Source organism: Parabacteroides sp. TM07-1AC, from assembly GCF_003480915.1.
GTDB lineage: Bacteria > Bacteroidota > Bacteroidia > Bacteroidales > Tannerellaceae > Parabacteroides > Parabacteroides chongii.
In genome coordinates this window covers 724592-747299 of sequence record NZ_QUKD01000002.1, presented here as the reverse complement: position 1 = coordinate 747299, position 22708 = coordinate 724592, and the positions used below count along the sequence as shown (strand labels likewise).

The following is a 22708-nucleotide window of genomic DNA, read 5'->3' as shown; positions in this document are numbered from 1 at the left end:
TCATTTGTCAATTAAAATAAACTATATAATCATGAAGAATCGTATCGTAAAGAAAGTCCTGCGAATCATCTTTTTAGTATTGGTGGGAGCCGCCGTGATCGGCACTTTCTACTTCTTGTGGAAAAAATCACAACCTGTTATTACTGTTTATGAAGTAGTAACGCCTAAGCGCGACTCCGTGGAAACGAAAACCGTAGCGACCGGAAAGGTGGAACCTCGCGACGAAGTTCTTATCAAACCTCAGATGTCGGGTATTATTTCCGAACTGCTGAAAGAAGCCGGTCAGATGGTGAAAGAAGGCGAGATTATTGCAAGAATCAAGGTGATCCCGGAAATGGTTCAGTTAAACAGTGCCGAATCGCGTGTGCGTGTGGCTAAGATCAACCTGGAACAGATTACAGCTACCTATAAACGGGATGAAGAACTGCATAAGCAGGGAGTTATCGCGAAAGAAGATTATGAAACATCTTTGTCCAACTATAAAAAAGCACAGGAAGAAGCTGAGAATGCACAGGATGCATTGGAGATTATCCGTGAAGGTATTTCCCGCAGGTCTGCAGCATCCAGTACGACGCAGGTTCGCTCTACTATCACCGGTATGATTCTGGATGTTCCTATCAAGGTGGGTAACTCCGTGATTCAGTCGAATACCTTCAACGACGGTACGACGATTGCTTCTGTAGCCGATATGAATAATATGATCTTTCGTGGAAAAGTGGATGAAACGGAAGTGGGTCGTATCCATGAAGGAATGCCGATTAAATTGACTGTCGGTGCGCTGGATAGCCGTACGTTCGATGCCGTATTGGAATACGTAGCTCCGAAAGGTGTGGAAGAAAACGGTGCCGTGATGTTCGAAATTAAAGCTGCCGTACAGATGCCGGAAGATGCCTTTATCCGTGCCGGTTACAGTGCCAATGCCGAGATTGTGCTGAAACGTGCGACAGATGTAATTACTATTCCTGAAAGTTGCGTAGAGTTCAGCGGCGATTCTACTTTCGTGCAGATCGTGACGCAGGAGAAGCCGGAACAACTGTTCGAGAAACGTCCTGTAACAGTCGGCTTGTCTGACGGTATCAAGATTGAAGTGAAGGATGGTTTGGCTGAAAATGATAAGATTCGTGGCGGTATTGTTGCTCCGAATAAGAAATAAAATTTAAACGAATAAGCTATGAAACAAGTAATATCATCTATAGCGTTGGCTTCTTTCCTTTTCTGTCTCCCGGCGGGAGCACAGGAGGCGCCAAAACAATGGTCGCTGGAGGAATGTATCCGTTACGCTATTGAAAATAATATAGATCTGAAGCAGAAAGAACTGGAGCGGCAGAATCAGGAGGTGACCTTGCATACCAGCAAATATAGCTGGTTGCCCAACCTGAATGCCAGTATCAATGAAAACTTTGGTTTCGGTCGTTCGGAATCGAAGGACGGTTTGATCGTAGACCGTAACTCGGCAAATACCTCTGCTTCTATTCAGTTGAGTATGCCTATATTCGATGGTTTCAAGATCCCTAACGATATTGCAGCGCGCAAGCTGGACTTGAAAGCATCTATCGAGACACTGAATAAAGCGAAGGAAGACCTTTCTATAAATGTGGCTTCCTATTATTTGCAAGTTCTTTATAATAAAGAAATGTTGAAAATTGCCGAATTGCAGGTGGCACTCAGTTCGGAGCAGGTAACAAAGACGGAGGCGCTTTATAATGCGGGAAAAGTCCCGGAGTCACAATTGTATGATATGAAAGCGCAGCTGGCAAAAGACGAGGTTACACTGACCGAATCGAGAAACAACGTAAAGCTGGCATTGCTCGATTTGACTCAAGCGCTCGAACTGGAACGTGATGGTGAAAATTTCGACGTGCTTGAGCCTGAAACAGGTGATGCGGTTGAACAATATATGAGCAGCATTATCCCGCCGGATCAGGTGTACGACTATGCAGTCGGTGTTAAACCGCAGGTCAAGGAACAGGAATACCTGCTCGAAAGCCAGAAGAAAATGCTGAAGGTGGCTCAGGCCGGTTATTATCCCAAACTGAATTTCAGTGCAGGTTACAGCAACGGTTACTATCATAACTTCGGTGATGGAGATTATAATAATGCTCCGTTTAGTGACCAGTTGAAGAATAACGGACAGAAATCGATCGGTTTCAGTTTGAGCATTCCGATCTTCAATCGTTTCCAGGTGCGTAACAGTGTTCGTTCTGCCCGTATCGCTATCCACAATCGCGAGTTGCTGATGGAGAACACGAAAAAGACACTTTATAAGGAAATCCAGCAGGCTTATTACAATGCCACGGCTGCACAGGAAAAATATGTATCGTCCGACAAGTCGGTCGATGCCAGCAAAATAGCTTTCTCTTATGCAGAGGATCGTTATGGAGCCGGAAAAAGTACTGTTTTTGAGTACAGCGAGGCAAAGACCAAGTATGCGCAGAGCCTGGCTGAACAGACACAGGCGAAATATAACTTTATTTTCCGTGCCAAGATTTTGGATTTCTATCATGGAACACCGATTACTTTGTAATATTATTTACACAAGGATACAGATCCTTTTTACAACATAATTGATAGACACACCAAAAAGAAGGGAGGTTTTCGTGAGAAAGCTTCCCTTTTGTTTTTATTTGGTGAATTCTGTTCAAAAGGAGTGAATAAATATTATATTTGCTGCATAAAGCGGAGATTTAATCCCCAAAAAGAACTAGTTCATGAAGAACTATGGAATAGTTAGCGTACTATTCTTATCGAAATCAAAGGATGATGCAATGAGGAAGATAATGTGAGATTTTTTATAAAAAGATGAAGGTGCTGATTCTTATTTGTGTACAAAACAGAAGCGGACATAGTTCTTCATGAACTAATATTTATTGGAAAAAGCAGCATGAACGTTTTATGAATATAAACCATATAAATAAGGAGGTAATAGAGCAGATCAGAAACGGCTCGGAAAAAGCTTTTTCCGGGTTGTATAGTGCTTATTATAGCTATTTGAATGCTGTTGCTTTATGCTATCTGTTAGACAAAAGCTGTAGCGCTGAAATTGTAGATGATGTTTTTGTCAATATATGGAATAAGAGAGAAACCTTATCGTATCCTATACATTATTATCTGGTCCGTTCTGTCCAAAATGGGTGTCTCAATTACATACGCATGCAAAGAGCTCAGCAAAATGTTTTGGATGAGCACAAAGACCAAATGTTAGCTTTTCAGGAAAATTATATCCAATCGACACCGGTTCCGCTGCAATATGTAGAAATGCGCCAGACGGAAGAAGAGATACGTTCGGCAGTAAATCGATTACCTTTGAAATGCCGGCAAGTCTTTGAGGAGTATTTTTATGCCGGCAAGGAGGTTGATGTTATAGCCCATGATATGGGTTTGACTGTCAGTACGGTACGTGTTCAGTTAAAGAACGCGACAGATCGTTTAAAACCGGCATTAAAACATCTTCTATTTCTTTTCTTATATTAAATTCAAAAAAGTTTGATTTTATCTAAATGTTTTCCGGTTGAGATGTGTATTAATTCTAAACAACCGGAAAATTTAGCAGTATATGCAAGATAAAGATATATTATTTGAGGAACTAATGAGTAACTATATTTCAGGTTCCATAACGGACAAGGAGAAAGTATCTTTGTTCGCTTTGGTAGAGGAGTCTGATTTATACAGAGAGCGGTACAACGAAATGGTAAAGTTGTACGCGCTTCTTCATGTTCCAGCCTTTGAATCTCAGAAAGAAACCCAATATACCCATTTGAAAGAAAGGTTGCATATAACGTCCGGAGCTACTTTACGGCGCCGGTGGTTTATCTATGTACGAAACGTTGCTGCAGTCCTTCTATTGATGGTTTCTGTTTCCATCGGTTCTATTTTTACATACAATGAATTGGATGAATCAGGCGAACAGCTATATAATGAAATGACGGTTCCTCTGGGTTCGCAAACCAAAGTGGTTCTTCCTGACGGTTCAACGGTAGTCCTTAATTCCGGCTCTGTCTTGAAGTATCCGTTATCATACGGGAAGAAAGAGCGAAATGTCTATTTGGTAGGTGAGGGCTATTTTGAAGTGGCGAAAAATGTCGAAAAAGTTTTTCAAGTCTATGCAGGTGGTATGCAGGTGAAAGTGACCGGAACGACATTTAATCTTCGTTCGTATCCGGAAGACTCGGAGACAGAAGTGGCACTGATCAATGGTGGGGTAGATGTATTGGCTAATAATAAACAAGTCCGTTTGAAACCGGATGAAAAAGCGATATATAATCGTGAAACGGGTGCCTTGTACAGCGAAACGACTGAGTCGCATAAATCATCTTTATGGACGACGGGGCGGTTGAGTTTTGTGAATGCTTCTTTCCTTGATATATTGAAAGATATAGAGCGGAAATATAATATAAAGATCCATGTAGAGAGTAAAAAGGTTACAAATGAATACTTTACAGGAAGTATTAATCTGACAATGTCACTTCAGGAAGTGTTTAATTTTATTGACGTGGATAAGAAATATCGTTTCGAACAGAGTGGAAGCGTAATAATGTTAAAGGATAGATAAAACTGCGATTAAAATAGGATGTTTAACTTTAAAAGAGAATTTATGGAAAACACCAGTTAAAAAAAGAATCGGAGATAGTTGGCACTTCTCTCCGATTCATTAGATGATTTTTTTGAATTAATTAGTTGTTAACTAACGAAATCGTTACAAAAGTATGAAAAGAAAGTATTTCTCAATCAAACAATTGGGTTTATTTTTGGCGATGGGCGTAATATCTACTTCTGTATATGCCAATACGGCATTACAAAGCGTGAAAATTACAGTAAATCACAAAAATGCCCCTATTAGTAAAGTTCTTGATGACATAGAACGACAAACAGGTTATTCAATCCTGGTACGTAATAATGATATTAATATCAAACAAAAGGTTACGGTAAATGTAACTGATGAAACTTTAAACCAAGTTTTGTCCGATGTTTTTAAGGGAATGGACGTTAAGTATGATATTGAAAACAAGACGATATCTATTTACAAACCGAAAGTAACATCTACTATTGCTTCGGCTGTAGACCAAAACAAAAAAATGATTTCCGGTATGATCGTTGATCCGAATGGTGAACCGGTAATTGGTGCTAATATTTTAGAGAAAGGAACCACAGATAATGGAACAATTTCTGATATTGATGGGAAGTTTTCTTTAAATGTAAATGATAATGCGACTTTACTTGTCTCTTTTGTCGGTTTTAAAAATATGGAGATTCCGGTAAAAGGGAAAAATTCACTTAAGATAACGATGGCAAATGATACAGAGTTATTGGATGAAGTGGTTGTTGTCGGTTATTTGACACAGAAAAAAACATCGTTGACAGGAGCTGTCTCTAATATGAAGATGGAAGAAAACCTCACAACCATTCCTACTGCCTCAGCCGCGAATTTGTTGGCAGGAAAAATGGCTGGTGTCAATATTTCCTCTAAAAATGGACTTCCTGGAACGAACCCGAGTTTGAAGATCCGTACTGTTTCTTCCTGGAAGGAGGAAAAGTACAATCCGCAGCCGGTAACTTATGTTATTGATGGTGTCGTTAGAGATGCTACCTCTTTCAATGCGATGAGTGCAAATGAAATTGAGGACATTTCTGTATTGAAAGATGCTGCTTCGGCTGCTATTTACGGATCACGTTCTTCTGGTGGTGTTGTTATCGTAACAACCAAAAAAGGTAAGATCGGTAAACCGACTATCAACTATTCATACGGTTTCTCTGTCGATACACGTACAAAGAGTTACGATCTGACAGACGGTGTACAAACAGCGGAGATATACAATCGTGTTAACCCTGAAGCTACTAATAAATGGACTCAGGAGGAAATTGATCATATACGGTCTATTAATAACGGGTATGGATACAACCAGTTGGATGAAGTGTATCAGAACCCGACCACACAGACACACAATATCAATATCTCGGGAGGTAATGACCGGATTCATTACTTTGGTGCGGCTTCTTATATGAAGCAAGAAGGGTTCCTGGCTCCGCTTACATACGATAAATATAATATACGTATGAATGTGACGGCTGATGTGACCGATGATTTTGAATTGTATACAGGTTTTTCATTGACAAATGACAAGATTGGTCGTATTGCCAGTGATGGTACGGATTGGGCATACGATACGTATGGTAAGTTGCGTATCTGGCAACCGGAACAGCCGGTGTTTACGGATAGTGGTAAATTTGTGGATTACGGTTGGATAGGGAATGTGGGTGCCCGTGTATTGGGTGCTGACGGATATCGTCATGATAAACGACTGAATCCAACATTTACAGTAAAGGGTACATACAAAATGCCTTTCTTGAAAGGCTTGAGTGCAAGTGTCCAATATAATAAGACTTGGACTCATAGCACAGTAAACGGATATTATACCAATTATGATATGTATGTAACAAAACATTCGGGTGCGAATGGTCGTATTATGTCTACTCGTGATGAAGATATTGTTAATGTTCGTAAATCTAGCCAATATGGAAGAGATTATTTGCGTAAGGATTCCAAATGGGGAGACACACAGCAATTGAACTTCTATTTGAATTACGCTAATACATTTAACGATGTCCATAATGTGGCAGCTGTATTGTTGACAGAATGGTCTGAAGGTTTCAATGATAGTGTTTACGGTTTAAGAGAAACATTTCCGACTTATCAGACTGACCAGTTTTGGGCGGCAGGTAGTTCGCGTGAGTTTACTGAAGGAGGTGGTGATGCTTCTGCTAAGAATGGACGTATGTCTTATGTCGGACAGTTCAGTTATTCGTATGCCAATAAATATTTGTTAGGTTTCTCTTTCCGTGAAGATGGTTCTATGAACTTCGCTCCTTCTCAGCGTTGGGGATTCTTCCCTGCTGGTTCTTTAGGTTGGGTATTGTCGGAAGAAAACTTCTTCAACAAAAAGTGGATTCAATTTATGAAGATACGTGGTTCTGTCGGTCTGACCGGTGACGATTCTGTCGGTGGATGGCAATGGCAGGAGTCTTATACAGCAACAAAGCTGAATGATAACAATGATATCAAAGGTGCTTATTTCGGTAAGAATCCTTCTAAACATGTTGGTTTGAATTATGGTAATGTGGTCAATCCGAATCTAACCTGGGAAAAGGCTTTAAATTATAATATAGGTTTGGATATGAGCTTTTTGGATCATTGGAGTTTGAGTGCTGATTATTGGTTCCGTAAATCTTATGATATTTTAGATAACCGTCAAGCGACATTGCCGACTACCTTTAGTCGTGACATGCCTGCCGAAAACTACGGTAAGATGAATGCACAAGGTATTGACCTTCAGTTGGGATATAGAGGGAATAGTCGTGAATTCAATTATTTTGGTAATTTGACACTGTCCTATGGTTGGAACGAAATCAAATACAAAGATTATGCAGAGAATGCTCAATGGATTGACATTCCTATTGGTACATCCACAACTCGTTGGATCGGATATGATTTTGACCGTATCATTCGTACACAAGAAGAGTTGGACGCTTTCAACGCAGAACATCCGAATTATTCATTTAAAGGTATGAAGCCGGAATTAGGTATGCTGGTTTATAAAGACCATTCTGGTCCGGATGGCAAACCCGATGGCGTTGTAGATAGCTGGGACCGTGTTGTATTGCGTAACAAGAACTTCCCTGTTCAGTATGGTTTGAACTTGGGTGGTAGTTGGAAAGGTTTGAGTTTGGACATGATGTTCTCCGGCGAATTAGGTAAAGACCGTTCATTCCGTGATTTGGCTGGTAATGTGGAGTGGAACCGTATGTGGTCGGAGTGGTATGATAATAGTTGGACACCCGAAAACCCGAATGCGATGCTTCCGAAGCAAAAGAGTGCAAATGAACCGAGAACATACAAAGATGACGAATGCCAGTTCTGGCTGAAGAAGACCAATTTTATGCGTTTGAAATACATTACATTGAGTTATGATTTGCCGAAAAATCAATTCTATAATAAGTTGTTTGATAATGTTCGACTTTTTGTGACGGGATCAAATCTCTTTGTTTGGAGTAGCTTTAAATATTATGATCCGGAATTGGAAAATGGTAATGCCTATCCGATCATGCGGTCATTCAATTTTGGTATTGATGTTAAATTTTAAATCTGGAGTAAATAATGAAACGAATTAAATTATTAGCAGGTATGCTTTGTGCTTTCTTTATGTATGGATGCAGCCTGGATTACGAAAATACAAATTCCATTACTCCGGATGGAGTATGGAAAGATCCTCAAATGATCAGTGCATTCCTGTCGAATATTTATGGTAACATGATGCCGGGATGGCCGATTGCTGCCAATAATACGGATGAAGGTATGAATGGTACTACGGAAATGAACCAGTATGTGCGTGGTGAATATTCAGTAGATATTAGTGGTCAAAAATTGGATTATCGATTTATTGATAGGATTAATTTCTTTTTGACTAACTTGGAGACGGTTGACCCTGCTGTCTTATCTGTGGAAGAAAATAATCAAATGCGTGGTCAAGCTTTGTTTTGGCGTGCATGGGACTATTGGGGAAAGGTTTTTACCCTGGGAGGGGTTCCCTTGATTTTGGAAGTGCAGGATGTATCTGACATCAATTCCCTATTGGTTTCTCGTAACTCCACCAGTGAATGTATGGCTCAGATTGTGAAGGATTTGGATGAAGCCATTTCTTTACTGCCTGACACTTGGGGGGATAGTGACTATGGACGTATTGATAAGGGATGTGCTATGGCTTTAAAAGGTCGTATTCTATTGGCATACGCCAGCCCGTTGTTCAATCCAAGCCACGATCAAGCTCGTTGGGAGCAGGCTTATAAAGCAAATAAGGAGGCTGTCGATTTCTTGCAAAGTGTAGGTAAAGGGTTGTATCAAGGTAAATATGCCGATATTTGGTATGACGAGCAAAATTGTGAGGTGATTATGGTGAACCAGTTCTATGGACCGGATCATTATCTGGATCAGAAGAATATCCGTCCGTTGCCTCTTACAAGAGATATGGCTGAGCAGAACCAAGCTATCCTTCCGTTGTTGATGGCTTTCCCGAAAGCTGACGGAACACCGTTGGAACTGGATGTAAATCGTTTGAGTGATAAGACTTATAACCAACAATTCGTAAATGATTTCTATAATAATCGCGACCCACGTTTCCATGCTACGGTATTCTGTCCGGGAACTGAATATCCGTGTGATGATATGTTGACGGGAGGTCAGAAATATTGGAATGCTTGGAGGATGAACAATGGTGAATACACTTCGTTGTATTATGATCAGCGTGGAAGCGGGACTGGTACTAGTGCTAATTTTTATCAACGTAAAGGATTGGATTATTCCATCAATTACAATAAAGTGTATGAAGCCCAGATCGATTGGGTTGAAATCCGTTTCACGGAAGTGCTGATGAATTATGGCGAATGTGCCAATGAATTAGGAAAGAGCGGCGAAGCATTGCAGGTGTTGTATGATGTCCGTAAGCGTGCCGGTATAGAAAATACCACAGGTAAATATGGTATTACTGCTACTTCTCAGGATGAAATTCGTGAAGCCTATATGACGGAACGTTATATCGAATTTGCTTATGAAAATAAGCGTTGGGACGATTTGCGGCGTTGGAAACGTTTCGATATCCTGAATGGTATAAAATATCGTTCAACCCTTTGGCTGGTGATTGATGATTACAATATCGTTAAAAATGGCAATTTCGATTGGACGAAAGATATGTTCGACCCCGAAGTGAACAAGTTGTTCCATTTCGACTATATCGAATGTGTGGATGGCGACAAATCGTTGTATCGTTTTAACTTGGATAATAACCACTGGTTCTATCCGATTAAGAAAGACGACCTCGACCGCAATTCGAAACTGGAGCAGAACAACGAGTGGGGCGGTACCTTCGACCCGTTGAAATAAGTTTTTGATTTGAATTGATTCACTAAAGCATGCAGATTTTATCTGTAAAGATTTGTCTGCATGCTTTTTATTTTGCAAGCAAAGTACTTTAATCTTTGAAATTCGTATACCATGGCAGAAAAAATAAAACTGAGTGTAACTTATATACAACGCCATCACGGAAGTGAAAGGCGATTATGTGGCTAAACCGGTCGTTACAGGTTCATTACATAACAGTTAGATAGCCCGGCCGTATTGTGGTTAAACGTATCGAATATCACAAAGAAACCATTGTAAACATTTTGAATCCTGCCGACCAGGAGAAGGTTAATGCCATCGCCGAAGGCAAAAGCGTGGTGGATGGTGTCGGTCAGTATTTGGTGAATGTCAGTGGGGCGTTCGACGGCGAGAAAGCTCCGTTCAATTCCGTTATCCATAGATTAGGAGTTTCTTATACACTAGGTAAGTTGTTGCGTGACACGTTGAAGTATGTCGTCGTAGAAACTCGTCCGGCTGTTGTCGGAGCAATTATCAATGATATTGTCGATACAACGACGGGTGAAGAATTTGCAGTTGACCTCTTCCGGCCCTGCCCATTACAGGGACAAACATCAAGATGGTAGGTGACGGCCCGACGGTTGGTATTTATCTTACCCCAGCCGAGGGGAAAGCCAAGAAAGTTGTTTTGTTGATACACAACAACCCGTTGCAAGTTACATTCATGCTTCCGGCATTGACTAACGGTGAATACAAATTGAGTCTTAAAACACAGTATAGTGCAGATGACAACTTGGTGAAGGAAGCACGTACATATACTTTCCTGGTTTTGCTTTACGTGGGTGATGTACCTGGAAGTGATGACGATGACCGTCTGATTTACACCATCTAAGTTTCTAGATTTAGATGGTTGCAGTTTAGAGACTTACTTATCTTTTGCTCGGCAGGAAATAATAATCCACAGAAAAGACAGTATTTTGCTATTTTGTGAAAAAGAGGCAGTTCATATATTTGTTAAGTTCAAAAAGTAAAATTCAAATGAGTTTTAAAAGATGAAGAAAATAGTATTGGAAGTTGCCATGGACGTGTTAACTCTAGGCTTACAAGAATGTAAAGAAATAAAGAAATTTGTGTGTTTGATTGCGGTATTTCTTTTGTGCGGACAATTGTCTGCCAGGGAATACCATGTATCCGTAAAAGGAAGGGATACGAATGCGGGAAGTCTGTCTGCCCCGTTCCAAACCATTCAGGCGGCTGCCGATAAGGCGATGCCAGGAGATGTGGTCATTGTACATGAAGGTGTTTATCGGGAGCGGGTGGCTCCCCCCAAAGGAGGTACTTCTAATAAAATGCGTATAATTTATCAGGTAGCCCCGGGTGAACAAGTAACCATAACAGGTTCGGAACCTGTTAAAGGATGGAGTAAAATGCAAGACGATGTTTGGAAATTGACCTTGCCCAATTCTTTCTTCGGAGAGGGCAATCCTTTTGATGAGCTGATTTATGGAAGTTGGTATCGGGGAAAAGGCAGACCCAATCATACTGGTAACGTTTTTCTAAATGGAAAGCGGATACGGGAAACATTTTCTTTAGAAAGTCTTCTCCATTCCGATGAAAATCGGCAGGGTTGGTATGCTGAGGCTGATGGAAACGGAGGCCCGGTGTTGATGAATTTCGAATGGATCCAACCGGCAGGGGGGCAACGGATGACTTCTATGCAGGCTTCGGTAGATGGGGGTGACCAAGCGGTGTGTATTGCCATTGTTGACCGTTGGCCTTTTGGTTATTTGAAAGACGGTTCTGTGATGTATTTTGAAGGGGTGGATTTCGCTTCCGGTACCGATACGCTATTCTATCAAGCTGCTACACTGGCAAAAGGTGGGATTGTGGAAATGCACTTAGGAACTCCTGATGGGGAACTTCTTGGTTCTTCCATGGTGACCAATACGGGTGATTGGGAACAGTTTGCTGTGTTTCCTATGAAAATGTCACGAAAGTTGGCTGGCAAACAGGATATTTGTTTGGTATTGAAAGCTCCGGATTTGAAAGTAGATGGCAAGACGACGCTTTGGGTAAAATTCCCGAACGGAATAGATCCGAATAAAGAGTCTGTGGAGATAACGGTTCGTCCGCAAGTTTTCTATCCGGATAAGACAGGAATTGATTTCATTACGGTTCGTGGCTTTACATTGGAGAATGCGGCTACTAATTGGGCTCCTCCTTCGGCAGAGCAGCCCGGACTGATAGGTCCGCGTTGGGCAAAAGGATGGATCATAGAGAACAATACGATCCGTAACTCACGTTGTTCGGGTATTTCATTGGGTCGTCCAACCTATGGTCATGCGCACCATTATCAAAAAGAGTTGCCGGTAATTTATCCAGAACCGGATGCCGGTCAGAGCAAAGAACAATTGGCTGATTACTTTGCAGATGCTTCTTGGACAAAAGAGGAAGCCGGATTCCATATTGTTCGTAATAATCATATCTATGAATGTGGCCAGACAGGTATCGTTGGTTGTAGCGGCGGTGCATTCAGTTTGATAGAAGGGAATGAGATACATGATGTCTGTTTGGATGAGACATTCGAGGGAGATGAGATGGCTGGTATCAAGTTGCATTTTGCCAATGATGCCGTGATTAAGGACAATCATATTTATAAATGTATACGGGGAATATGGATTGATTGGGGAGCTACGGGTATGCAGATTGTGGGTAACCTTTTGCATAATAATGATAAACTGGAAGATTTGTTCATAGAAGTATGCCATGGACCGACGTTGGTTGCCAACAATATTTGTTTGTCCGGGTATAGTATATGTCTTTCTCAAGGAATAGCTTGTATCCACAATATCGCTACAGGTAAAATTTTTGCGGGCATAGACCGTTGTGCAGGTGGGCGGAAATCGTTTATTTATGAGCCGCATGGAACTGTCTCTGTCGGGAATATAAAGAATAATGGTGGTGATTTGCAATGGTATAATAATCTTTTGTCGGATAAAGCGTCTTTAAATCATTGGGATGAGCCTCAGTTGCCTTTACGTTTTGTTGGGAATGTTTTTTCCAATGGGGCGGAACCGTCACCTGATGATAAATCTTATTTGTTACTGAAAGAGTTTGTTCCGGACGTGAAACTTGAGCAAAAAGAGGATGGATGGTATTTGTCGATGAATGTCTCCAAGGAGTGGAAAAAAGCACCTTGCAAGTTGATGACTACAAAGAATATAGAGAATGCCATAACTCCGGATTTGCCTTTTATCAATCCCGATGACAGTAAGTTGAAGCTTGATTTCGACTATTGGGGGAATAAAAGAAAAGGCGCAAGACCATTCCCTGGTGCTATTGAAATGAAAGGAGAGGGGCGACAGGAATGGAAAGTTTGGCCGAAAGAATAATTCATAGATAATATTCAAATCATGAAAAAAGTACTATGCTTAATTTCGATATTCAGTTTGTGTGGAAACCTGTTGTTTGCGCGGGAATACCATGTATCCGTCAAAGGAAGCGATGCTAATAACGGAGATGTCTCATCTCCTTTTAAAACAATTAATTGGGCTGCCCAAAAGGCTTTGCCGGGAGATACGGTGACAGTGCATGACGGAACCTATCGTGAATGGGTGAACCCGCTCAATGGCGGAGAACGGGAAGGGAAACGGATCCTGTATCGGGTGGCCAAAGGTGAAAAGGCTGAAATCAAAGGTTCGGAATTGGTAACGGGATGGAAAAAAGAAAAGAAAGGGAAAGGGGTATGGAAAGTCATATTGCCAAACATTTTCTTTGGAAACTATAATCCGTATAACGATAAAATATTTGGAGATTGGTTTTCTAATCATGGGCGCGACCATCATACCGGTGATGTATATCTGAATGATGTGTCATTATACGAAACAACCAGTGTGGAGAAGGTCATTGCCCCCGATACGATGCGTACAATACGCGATCCACAGGGGGCTACAAATGTTTGGTTCGCCGAAGTCGATGCAGATAAAACAACTATCTATGCGAATTTCGGGGATGCCGACCCGAACAAGGAAACTGTCGAGATTGCAGTCCGCCCTACTTGTTTTTACCCTACCCGTGAAGGATTGGATTACATAACGATCCGCGGGTTCCATGTGAGCCAAGCTGCTACCCAATGGGCTGCTCCGACGGCCGAGCAGGTCGGTATGATTGCTACGCATTGGTGTAAAGGCTGGATCATAGAAGACAATGTGATTAAAAATTCCCGGTGCAACGGCATTACTTTGGGTAAAGAGAGAGGTAGCGGGCATAATTTGGAGTGTAATGATAAACGATTGGATGGTACGGCACATTACATAGAGGTTATATTTAACACGTTGCGTCGTGGATGGGCTAAAGACAATGTCGGTTCTCATATTGTTCGTAATAATATCATTTCAGATTGTGAACAAACGGGTATTTGTGGAAGCATGGGGGCTGCGTTTAGTGAAATCAGTGGAAACCATATTTATAATATCCATGTGAAGGGACAATTTAGCGGAGCTGAAATGGCTGGTATTAAATTGCATGGGGCAATAGATACTTATATCCATCACAACCGGATCCATAAAATAGGTAATTTTGGTATTTGGATGGATTGGATGGCACAAGGTATGCGGATATCATCCAATTTGCTTTATGACAATAAGGAACCGGATTTGTTTTTTGAAGTGGACCATGGACCTTATATCGTGGATAATAATATCCTTCTTTCACGGCGTTCCTTGTTCGATGATACCGATGGGGGAGCATTCTTGCATAACCTTTTTGGTGGTTATATCAATCGCCAGGACGATATGCGTTACACGCCTTACCATTTGAATCATTCCACTGAAGTGAAAGGAATAACGACTATTACTAATGGAGACCATCGTTTTTATAACAACCTGTTTGTTGGCGGGAAGGTTCCTGACGCCCAATATGGTTTGTGCATGTATGATCCGGCAAAAGGGCCTGTTTATGCGGAAGATAACCTGTTTTGTAACGGTGCGAAACCGATGACGGATAGAAACCAGGGGAGTGTTATGGATAGTTATGATCCTGATTTGAAATTGGAAGAAACAGCAGACGGGGTTTATTTATCATTCAAAATGGGACAAATCTCACCGGCATTAATGCAGGTAAAAACGGTGGATTCAGCCCGGTTGGGTATAACCAAACTGTCAGGCTTGCCTTATGAACATTTTGATGGGACTCCTTTCATTTTGGATAAGGATTACTTCGGTGTTGCCCGCTCAGGACAATCTCCTGTTATTGGACCTGTGGAAACATTACAGGGTGGGACAATTCGTATGAAGGTTTGGTAGATTTAAAATAATTAATGATGAGACATAAACTATTAGTATTGGCTCTTGGAGCCATTGTTTCCGTTCAAACCGGAGCGGAAAACCGGAAGTCGTGGTTACCCAAAGATCAAACGGTTACAAACAACATCCGCTTGTTGGAGTGTTCATACGATAAAGCACTCCTAAAGCAATGCGAAGAAATTACCCCTGCCTCTTCCGATTGGGAGGTGCGTGTGACGGGTGATTGGGATGGAGAGTCTACTCCGTATGGTACGCAATATGTATATGAATATACGTTTAAGGCGAAACGCGCCCTGCAATCGGCTGGGGTGGCGGTGGCTTTCGACCGTTACAACTGGAGCAGTGACAACTATGTCATGATACCTTCGGTTGTTTATAACGGCAACAGGCAGCGGATTGTAAATCGCCAGTATGCGACAGGATTGGACGAAACGGATTACAAGCGACCGGATTTGGCATTGACTTCCAACCCGATTCCTCAATTGTCACCAGAGTTCGGAGCGCCATCCCGTTTGGAGGTACTTGTAAATAATGCGGCTACTCCTGCTATAGTTTGGCTGGAACGTGCTCAGCAGAAAGGGTATGTATTGTTGACAGATCAGGGGTTAGAAAAGGATGGGGTGATTTATGATCATGCCTTGATTGTTGAAGAAACCCCAGATCGTTCCGTGTCCTCATTGGTGGTCAGTGCACCTGGCGTACGCGAAAAACGCTTGGAGTTCATTGGTTTCAGTGAGAGTCGTGATCGTGGCCTCTCTTTCCAAAAAGGGGAAGAGGTGAAAATACGGGTCCGCTTGTTTGCGTTTGATGCATCGGCTGTCCCAGCCGTGCTGGACCGTTTCCATCAGGTACGTAAATTGCAGACCGGTGAGAATCATCCGCGTAACTTGAAACCAGCCAGCGAGGTGATGCGTTTGATGACCTCTAATATCGATCGTCGGTATTTGAAATGTAACGATTGGGAATTTTATCGTCCGGAAAATGCTGATTGGATCTCTTTCGGATGGATCGGGGGGATGATGAATACTTATCCGATGTTGGCGTTGGGCGATGGCGAGCATTTGCAAAAGGTGAAGAATACGTTTGATTTTGGGTTGCGCGGACAAGGTAAATCCGGTTATTATTATAGCGTGTTAAATTCGGAAGGAAAGACTTTTTGTGGGTTGAAGGAAAAACCGGAAGTCGCTTTGGTACGTCAGAATGCGGATGTATTGTATTGGATGGTAAAACAGTTCATGTTGTTGAAAGCTCAGAACAAAGCGGATGCAATCAATCCTGAATGGGAGAAATCTATTATGCGTTTGGCTGATGCTTTTGTGCATACTTGGAATAAATATGGTGAATTGGGAAACTATATCAATGTGGAAACCGGTGATGTGGAAGTCTATAATACCACAAGTGGTGCAATGGCTGTTGCCGGATTGGCTTTGGCTTCACAATATTACGACAAGCCTGAATATTTGGAGATTGCCGAACAAATAGGGGATGCTTATTATAAAGAGTTTTCGTTAGTTGGTTTTACTTCCGGAGGTTGTGGGGATATCCTTCAAAATGCAGATTCGGAAACATCTATTGCTTTTTTAACTTCATGTAATTTGTTGTATGAATTGACTCGTAAACTGGTTTGGTTGAAAAGGGCTCAGGATGCTGCCAACCTGTGTGCGACTTGGGTGATTTCTTTCGATTATGTATTGCCGAAAGAAACAGAATTGGCAAAAGTGGATGGCCGCCTGACCGGTGCTGTATGGGCCAGTACGCAGAATAAACACAGTGCCCCGGGATTTTGTACTTCTTCGGCGGATGCTTTATTCCGTTTGTTTAGGGCAACAAAAGATTTTCGTTTTGCGGAATTGGTACATGATGTATGGCATGGATATGTGGAAGGGATTACTCCGAATGGTTTTATTTGCGAACGTTTGGGATATTGTGATGTAGAACTTAGAGGTACTCGTTTGCATGGTGATGGTGGAAATGGTTGGACAGAGCTGAACGGCTGTATGATGGCCATGGAATTGCCGGGCCTCTACATCCGTCCGGAAAAGAACCTTTTTTATGCCTTCGACCATGTGGATGTCAAACTCATCAAAGGGAATGAGCGTGAGATGTTGTTTTCAATCACTAACACAACTCCTTTTGATGCGGAAATCTCCGTTTTGAGTGAAAGTGAGGCGGAGGCTGCAAAACCTTTATCTAGTGTCGCTTTTGCGAATTGGAAGAAGATAAAGGTAAAAGCAGGTAAGACGATAGAGTACCGCGTAAAGAAATGAAAATAGCTATCATATAGATAAAACAATAAGAATGAAAAAGAATTTAATCTCGCTGGCAGCAATGACGGTATTGTTGTCAGCTTGCGGAACGGGTGGATCCCGTTCGTTTAAAACAGACCGTTTCGGTATCGACATAGACAATCGGGGATATATAACCGGCATGTGGGACTTGACAAAGGAGAACCGTAATTTCAGTCCCGCCGACCAACCGTCGCCTCTGTTGGCGCTTTATGACGAGGAGTTGAGGTGTTATTATTATCCGCAAAAGGCTAGTTATAGTGGAGGCAAGTACCGGTTGGAATATGAGAATGGTTCGGTGGCTACAGTCAGTTTGGAGGAGAAGAGCAATTATTTCAAACTGAAGTTGGAAAGCCTGGAACCTCGCAATGGTATTGATGATGTGCAGTGGGGAAACTACTATACGAACATCGATAATATTTTGGGTGAAATGATTGGAGTGGCGCGTGATACATCGGCTGCCGTATGCTACTCCATTGGGGTGTTGGCGTTGGATGATAATACGATCGGAGGCGAATCCCGTTTTATGTCGGAGACAGGTCCTTCAGGTTATATCGCCCATTCACCCGACCGTGTCAACCATCCGCTTCCTTTGGAATTGCATGAAGGGCAGCAGTTCACATTGGGAGGAGACGGGTATAATGATGTCGCTTTCTATAATCGTAAGGAGAGTTACTATCGAATTCTATACGGAACATCCGCATTTGTCGATTGTAACGGTCGGATCAATATCCATTATCACTCTCGCGACCGTCGCAAAGGTAAGATGATTTATTCTCCCGAAGGGAATCCGATTTTCCATAACAACGAGCCCAACCACATGATGCGCCAGGATGTTCCCGGGGTGGATTTCATCGGTTCATCTATCGCCTTGTGGGGTAGTCCGGACAGTACGGCTTTGATGGAGGTGATTCAGAATATCGTGTTAAGCGAAGGGTTACCTTATCCTACTTTCCAGGGTAAGTGGGTAAAAGATCCGACTAACTTCATGCCGGATATATGTACCTACGGTGGTTTGATGGATAGTGTGGCTTCGTATGCCAAACAGATGGGATTGAAAGTGATTCATACTTATGACCAGCCTTTCTTGCATGCTGACAGGGGAAATGGTGGTTTCATCGACGGTCCGAACCATGAAAATAAACGCTATCATTTTACGGACAAGGATTTGTCAACCCGTGAGTATACTGATATTTTGGCTAAGGATGGCTTGATTTTGGGGCGTACCTCCATATCCAACTCCATGGCGCCCGGTACCAAGGATTGCAGCCCGGTTCCTTCGGACAGCATCTGTATTCTGCATCGCCGTTTCTTGACGGCTGATTTGAATGAAACGGACACGTTGATTTATATCGATGATCCGACTCATCTTGAAGAGATCGCTTGCTGGGAAGGACATAACGAGGAGTTGAACATGGTGAAGATTGGTAAGGAATTGATTCATTATCTCGGTGTATCTAACGAGAAACCTTATCGATTGCTTAATGTGACGCGTGGCTATTGGAACACTGTCGCTTCTTCTCATTCCAAGGGTGATGCTGTAGATAAACTTCAGCCAACTGTAAGCTGGGGATATCAGGGACTTGTACCTAATCTTGAACTTCAGGATGAAATAGCATACCATTATGCCGACATCTGTAAAAATAGTGGATTGCGTATGTTTGATTATGATGGTCAGGAGTTTTTCTTCCATACTGGTTTCGGTGGATATGGCGTGAAACGTTTCTTCCGGGAAATGTTTGCGAAAGCAAAAGAGTATGGTTTGCCGGATATACGTTTTACTGGAGCAACTCTATCGGAAGGTTCCTGGCATTATCAAAGTATTTGGAATGTGGGGGGCGGTCTTAACATCTACGATGTAGATAAACGTGTTTGGGGTAGTACAACCAGTCAGGGTAAAGACCTGCGTGATGTTACTTATGCCAACTTCTTCCCGTCGTCATTTGGAGGTAATTTCCCAATCACAGAGAAGTCAACTGTAGAGGACTTTGAACATATCGAGGCTACGGCTGTCGGTTATGGTTGTACATACGCATTCAAGATCGGTCAGAAAGACGTGGAAAGTTGTCCGCAAAAGTATGCCATCTTTAACGTTATCCGTACTTGGGAGGAAGCTCGTCGTGCCGACGCTTTCCCTACTTACATTAAAAAGATGTTGCAAAACCCGGCACTCAGCTGGCGCCTGGAGGCTAAGGCAGACAATAGTGGCTGGACGCTTTATCAAATGGCGAATGGTGAGAAAGTTCGTTCTTTTGATTTGTGTAGTAATAAAAAGTAATTTAAAAGCTGTAAACCATGAATTTAAAAAAAATTAGCTGTATATATATGGCAGCCTTACTTGTTTTGTGTTCATGCAAGCAAGCATTTGTTGATGAATTATCTACTCAATACGCAACCTTTAGTGTGGATGGAAAAGGCTTTATTTGTCAGGTGGTAGATAACAGGACTGGTACAAACTATTTAGTAAAAGAGACAGCTTCTCCCATACTCAGTCTGTATGATGGTGAACAATATATCATGCCAACCGGCTTGAAGGCTGAAAGTGATAAATGGATACTTACTTTTGAAAATAACTCAGAGGCTATTGTTTCCAAGAAAGTGAAGGATGGTTATATCCGTCTTCAATTAGAATCATTGAGTAACCGGGACAAAATAGAAGCAGTAGCCTGGGGACCATACGCAACAACTATCTCTCAGTTTATAGGTGAGACAGTTGGTGTCGTACACGATACCACTTTTGCAATCGGAGTACAGCCTTTGCAGATTAGCACGACCGAAGGTGTTCCTCATTTGGGTGACGATGCTGTGGGCGATTGTTATATAGAGGCTCTGCCCGGGCATACTCTTCCGGAAGAGGTAAAAGATAAAGCGGGGCAAGTGGCTCCTTTTCCTAATGTGAATGTAGATGGGGATATGCCTGATTATATCCGTATGATTAGAGGAAATGCAGCCGTAGGTCGCTCTTATGGTAGTGACTTGCAATTCTTTGCACGCGATTGGAGGCAAGAAAAAGTGATTGATTATGTGGGGCGTAAACAGTTCGTTTCCGCTTGGAATCAAGATTACATCGGAACATCTATCGCTCTTTTCGCCACTCCTAAAGTGGATGTGGTAGACGTAATTGGTAAAATAGAGGTTGCAGAGGGTTTACCTCACCCGGAAGTTAATGGTGTATGGATCAAGAAGCTGAAACATCAGAATCCGGCTTATATGCTTTATGAAGGTAACTCATTGGATAATGCCTTGGATTATGCCGATTCTTGTAATTTCGACCTGATTCATATCGGTGATATATTCAAAAGTTGGGGACATTTTGACCTTCATACCTCTCGATTCCCCGATGGAGCGAAGCAGATTAAAGCTTTTACAGATAAAGCACATCAACGTGGCAAGCAGATAGGTGTACATACATTGACGATGTTTACATCGACGCACGATCCGTATGTTAGTCCGATACCGAGCGACAGCCTCGCTTTTGCCGGAAGTTCAAAATTAAGTAAAGCGATTGGGGCAGAAGACAAAGAGATCGAGATAGACGAACCGGATTATTTTCATTATCTAGGAGAAACCCGTTCGGCACGGATTGGTACGGAGATCGTATCGTATAGTGGCGTATCTAAAGAGAAACCCTATCGCCTGTTGAATTGTACACGCGGGCAGTTCGGAACCCAAGCTTCGACGCATGCTGCTGGTGATAAAGTTGATAAATTGTTGAATAACTGTTATAGCGGTTTCTATCCGGATATGAATTTGAGTCGGGTATATGCTAAAAGATTGGCAGAGGTTTGTAATGAAACAGGTATTGACCTGATGGATTTCGACGGATATTATGGTGGATCTCCAACAGGGCATGGTGTCATGGGGGCTGCCGATTTCTTGAAAACTTGGTATGAAGGTCTTGACCGAACAATGATTTCCTGTGGTTCTTCTCCTTTCCATTATTGGTGGCATTCCTATTGGTTTATGAACTGGGGAGAACCCTGGTATGACAATCTGCGTCAAAGTCAGGTAAATTACCGTTTGGAAAATCAACGTTACTTCGAACGCAATCTTATGCCGGGTATGTTGGGATGGTTCAAATTGGAGCAAACCTATCGTCCGGAAGATATAGAGTGGATACAAGCCCGTAGTGCTGCTTTCGATGCAGGTTACCTGCTGCGTGTGGATGAAAGTATCGAAAAGAATGGATTCAAAAGTCAATTGTTCGAGGCTATCCGATCTTGGCAAGAGGTACGGAATAATCATTTGTTGACATCCGAGCAACGTGAAAAGATGAAAGATCCGAAACGTGAATTTCATTTAGCAAAGATGGGGGAAAAGAGTTGGAAACTCTATGAAATCTGTTTGCAGGGAGGTAACCGACATAAGTACCGTATGGTACAAACCGGTGAACCTTTGCTGAGTAAATATACTTTCAAAAATCCATACGATAAACAACCGATTACTTTTTACGCAAATATTCTTCCTGGTGAAGAACTGGGAACAACTATCAAAAACTTGAAGTTGGTTGTAGAAGGTAGTGCAGCAGTAGAAATACCTACGACTTTGAAAGCCGGAGATAAGATTTACAGCGATGGAAAAAAAGTGTATGTATGCGACGAATACTGGAAAGCAAAAGCTGATTATCTTTTGCCCGAAACCGCTTTGTGGAATGAAGGTGATAACATTGTGAAGATTGAATGCGACTTTTCTTCCGAGAAAGCACCTATTGTCGAATTTGAATTCAAAGCAATTGGAAATGAAGAAACGATTGGGATATAAAAAGAATGAACAGGCATAATGCTGAATAGTTGAAAATTTGATAAAAAAGGGGAGGGGAAGGTTTTACTCTTTTAGTTTTGATAAATGTCCAATTTGTTTCAAATTAGGGTTGTTTATTGGAAAAAAGTTAATTTATTTCCTCTTTTGATAACAGTAGTTTGGGACTATATTACTCTGATAAGTTGTTTAGTGAAGTAAATCTGCCAGATAATACGAATAAAGTCCCAGCTGATTGAGATTATCTCAGAGATAATTGCGACGAAGTCCCAGTTGGTTGGTGTTGAAGTCCCAGATAATTGAAATTAGCTCCCAGCTGATCGCGAATGTCTCCGAGGAAAATTCATTTTCCGGAGTACAATGATTAAAAAGGGCTTTTAGAAGAGGAAAAATCATCTTTTTTTCTTCTAAAAGCCTTTTTTATACAATGCTTTTACAACTGACATTTTGTTATTGAA

13 protein-coding genes are annotated in these 22708 nt (G+C 41.9%); all 13 read left to right on the top strand.

Going from position 1 to position 22708, the window contains the following annotated elements; translation table 11 throughout:
* Nucleotides 1-31 precede the first annotated feature (31 nt).
* The 13 genes from DXD68_RS07515 (at nucleotide 32) to DXD68_RS07460 (ending at nucleotide 22253) form a co-directional block, all read left to right on the top strand.
* Entirely contained in the window at nucleotides 32-1153 is a 1122-nt protein-coding gene (locus tag DXD68_RS07515; protein ID WP_075556172.1) for an efflux RND transporter periplasmic adaptor subunit, read from the top strand.
* 18 nt (nucleotides 1154-1171) lie between these two features.
* On the top strand, nucleotides 1172-2524 hold the full coding sequence (locus DXD68_RS07510) for a TolC family protein (protein ID WP_122360999.1): 1353 nt from the start codon (nucleotides 1172-1174) through the stop codon (nucleotides 2522-2524).
* Nucleotides 2525-2892: 368 nt separating this feature from the next.
* Nucleotides 2893-3471 carry an RNA polymerase sigma-70 factor gene (locus tag DXD68_RS07505; RefSeq protein WP_122360998.1) on the top strand — a complete coding sequence of 193 codons (579 nt, stop codon included), beginning with the start codon at nucleotides 2893-2895 and terminating at the stop codon, nucleotides 3469-3471.
* A gap of 82 nt (nucleotides 3472-3553) precedes the next feature.
* Nucleotides 3554-4549, top strand: coding sequence for a FecR family protein (locus DXD68_RS07500; protein ID WP_122360997.1), 996 nt, complete (start codon nucleotides 3554-3556; stop codon nucleotides 4547-4549).
* Between the two features lie 154 nt (nucleotides 4550-4703).
* Nucleotides 4704-8135, top strand: coding sequence for a TonB-dependent receptor (locus DXD68_RS07495; RefSeq protein WP_122360996.1), 3432 nt, complete (start codon nucleotides 4704-4706; stop codon nucleotides 8133-8135).
* Nucleotides 8136-8149: 14 nt separating this feature from the next.
* Nucleotides 8150-9928: a RagB/SusD family nutrient uptake outer membrane protein gene (locus tag DXD68_RS07490; RefSeq protein ID WP_122360995.1), complete on the top strand. Its 1779-nt coding sequence runs from the start codon at nucleotides 8150-8152 to the stop codon at nucleotides 9926-9928.
* 236 nt (nucleotides 9929-10164) lie between these two features.
* Complete coding sequence (locus tag DXD68_RS24430) at nucleotides 10165-10530, top strand: DNA-binding domain-containing protein (protein WP_233577036.1); 366 nt, start codon at nucleotides 10165-10167, stop codon at nucleotides 10528-10530.
* Nucleotides 10524-10796 (top strand): DUF4469 domain-containing protein, encoded by a 273-nt coding sequence (locus tag DXD68_RS24425; RefSeq protein WP_233577035.1) that lies wholly within the window; start codon nucleotides 10524-10526, stop codon nucleotides 10794-10796. The genes DXD68_RS24430 and DXD68_RS24425 overlap by 7 nt, the downstream gene beginning before the upstream one ends.
* 160 nt (nucleotides 10797-10956) lie before the next feature.
* Nucleotides 10957-13296 (top strand): carbohydrate-binding protein, encoded by a 2340-nt coding sequence (locus tag DXD68_RS07480; protein ID WP_122360994.1) that lies wholly within the window; start codon nucleotides 10957-10959, stop codon nucleotides 13294-13296.
* Between the two features lie 21 nt (nucleotides 13297-13317).
* Nucleotides 13318-15207: a right-handed parallel beta-helix repeat-containing protein gene (locus DXD68_RS07475; RefSeq protein WP_122360993.1), complete on the top strand. Its 1890-nt coding sequence runs from the start codon at nucleotides 13318-13320 to the stop codon at nucleotides 15205-15207.
* A 17-nt stretch (nucleotides 15208-15224) separates the two neighbouring features.
* The gene (locus DXD68_RS07470) at nucleotides 15225-17474 is read left to right on the top strand and encodes a hypothetical protein (RefSeq protein WP_233577034.1); all 2250 of its coding nucleotides are present in this window, start codon (nucleotides 15225-15227) and stop codon (nucleotides 17472-17474) included.
* A gap of 31 nt (nucleotides 17475-17505) precedes the next feature.
* On the top strand, nucleotides 17506-19770 hold the full coding sequence (locus DXD68_RS07465) for a hypothetical protein (protein WP_122360991.1): 2265 nt from the start codon (nucleotides 17506-17508) through the stop codon (nucleotides 19768-19770).
* Nucleotides 19771-19787: 17 nt separating this feature from the next.
* The gene (locus tag DXD68_RS07460; RefSeq protein ID WP_233577033.1) at nucleotides 19788-22253 is read left to right on the top strand and encodes a hypothetical protein; all 2466 of its coding nucleotides are present in this window, start codon (nucleotides 19788-19790) and stop codon (nucleotides 22251-22253) included.
* The last annotated feature ends 455 nt before the right edge of the window (nucleotides 22254-22708 follow it).

Coding starts and splice junctions, on each gene's coding strand:
- DXD68_RS07515 (WP_075556172.1), top strand. CDS start 32: ATGAAGAATCGTATCGTAAAGAAAGTCCTGCGAATCATCTTTTTAGTA.
- DXD68_RS07510 (WP_122360999.1), top strand. CDS start 1,172: ATGAAACAAGTAATATCATCTATAGCGTTGGCTTCTTTCCTTTTCTGT.
- DXD68_RS07505 (WP_122360998.1), top strand. CDS start 2,893: ATGAATATAAACCATATAAATAAGGAGGTAATAGAGCAGATCAGAAAC.
- DXD68_RS07500 (WP_122360997.1), top strand. CDS start 3,554: ATGCAAGATAAAGATATATTATTTGAGGAACTAATGAGTAACTATATT.
- DXD68_RS07495 (WP_122360996.1), top strand. CDS start 4,704: ATGAAAAGAAAGTATTTCTCAATCAAACAATTGGGTTTATTTTTGGCG.
- DXD68_RS07490 (WP_122360995.1), top strand. CDS start 8,150: ATGAAACGAATTAAATTATTAGCAGGTATGCTTTGTGCTTTCTTTATG.
- DXD68_RS24425 (WP_233577035.1), top strand. CDS start 10,524: ATGGTAGGTGACGGCCCGACGGTTGGTATTTATCTTACCCCAGCCGAG.
- DXD68_RS07480 (WP_122360994.1), top strand. CDS start 10,957: ATGAAGAAAATAGTATTGGAAGTTGCCATGGACGTGTTAACTCTAGGC.
- DXD68_RS07475 (WP_122360993.1), top strand. CDS start 13,318: ATGAAAAAAGTACTATGCTTAATTTCGATATTCAGTTTGTGTGGAAAC.
- DXD68_RS07470 (WP_233577034.1), top strand. CDS start 15,225: ATGAGACATAAACTATTAGTATTGGCTCTTGGAGCCATTGTTTCCGTT.
- DXD68_RS07465 (WP_122360991.1), top strand. CDS start 17,506: ATGAAAAAGAATTTAATCTCGCTGGCAGCAATGACGGTATTGTTGTCA.
- DXD68_RS07460 (WP_233577033.1), top strand. CDS start 19,788: ATGAATTTAAAAAAAATTAGCTGTATATATATGGCAGCCTTACTTGTT.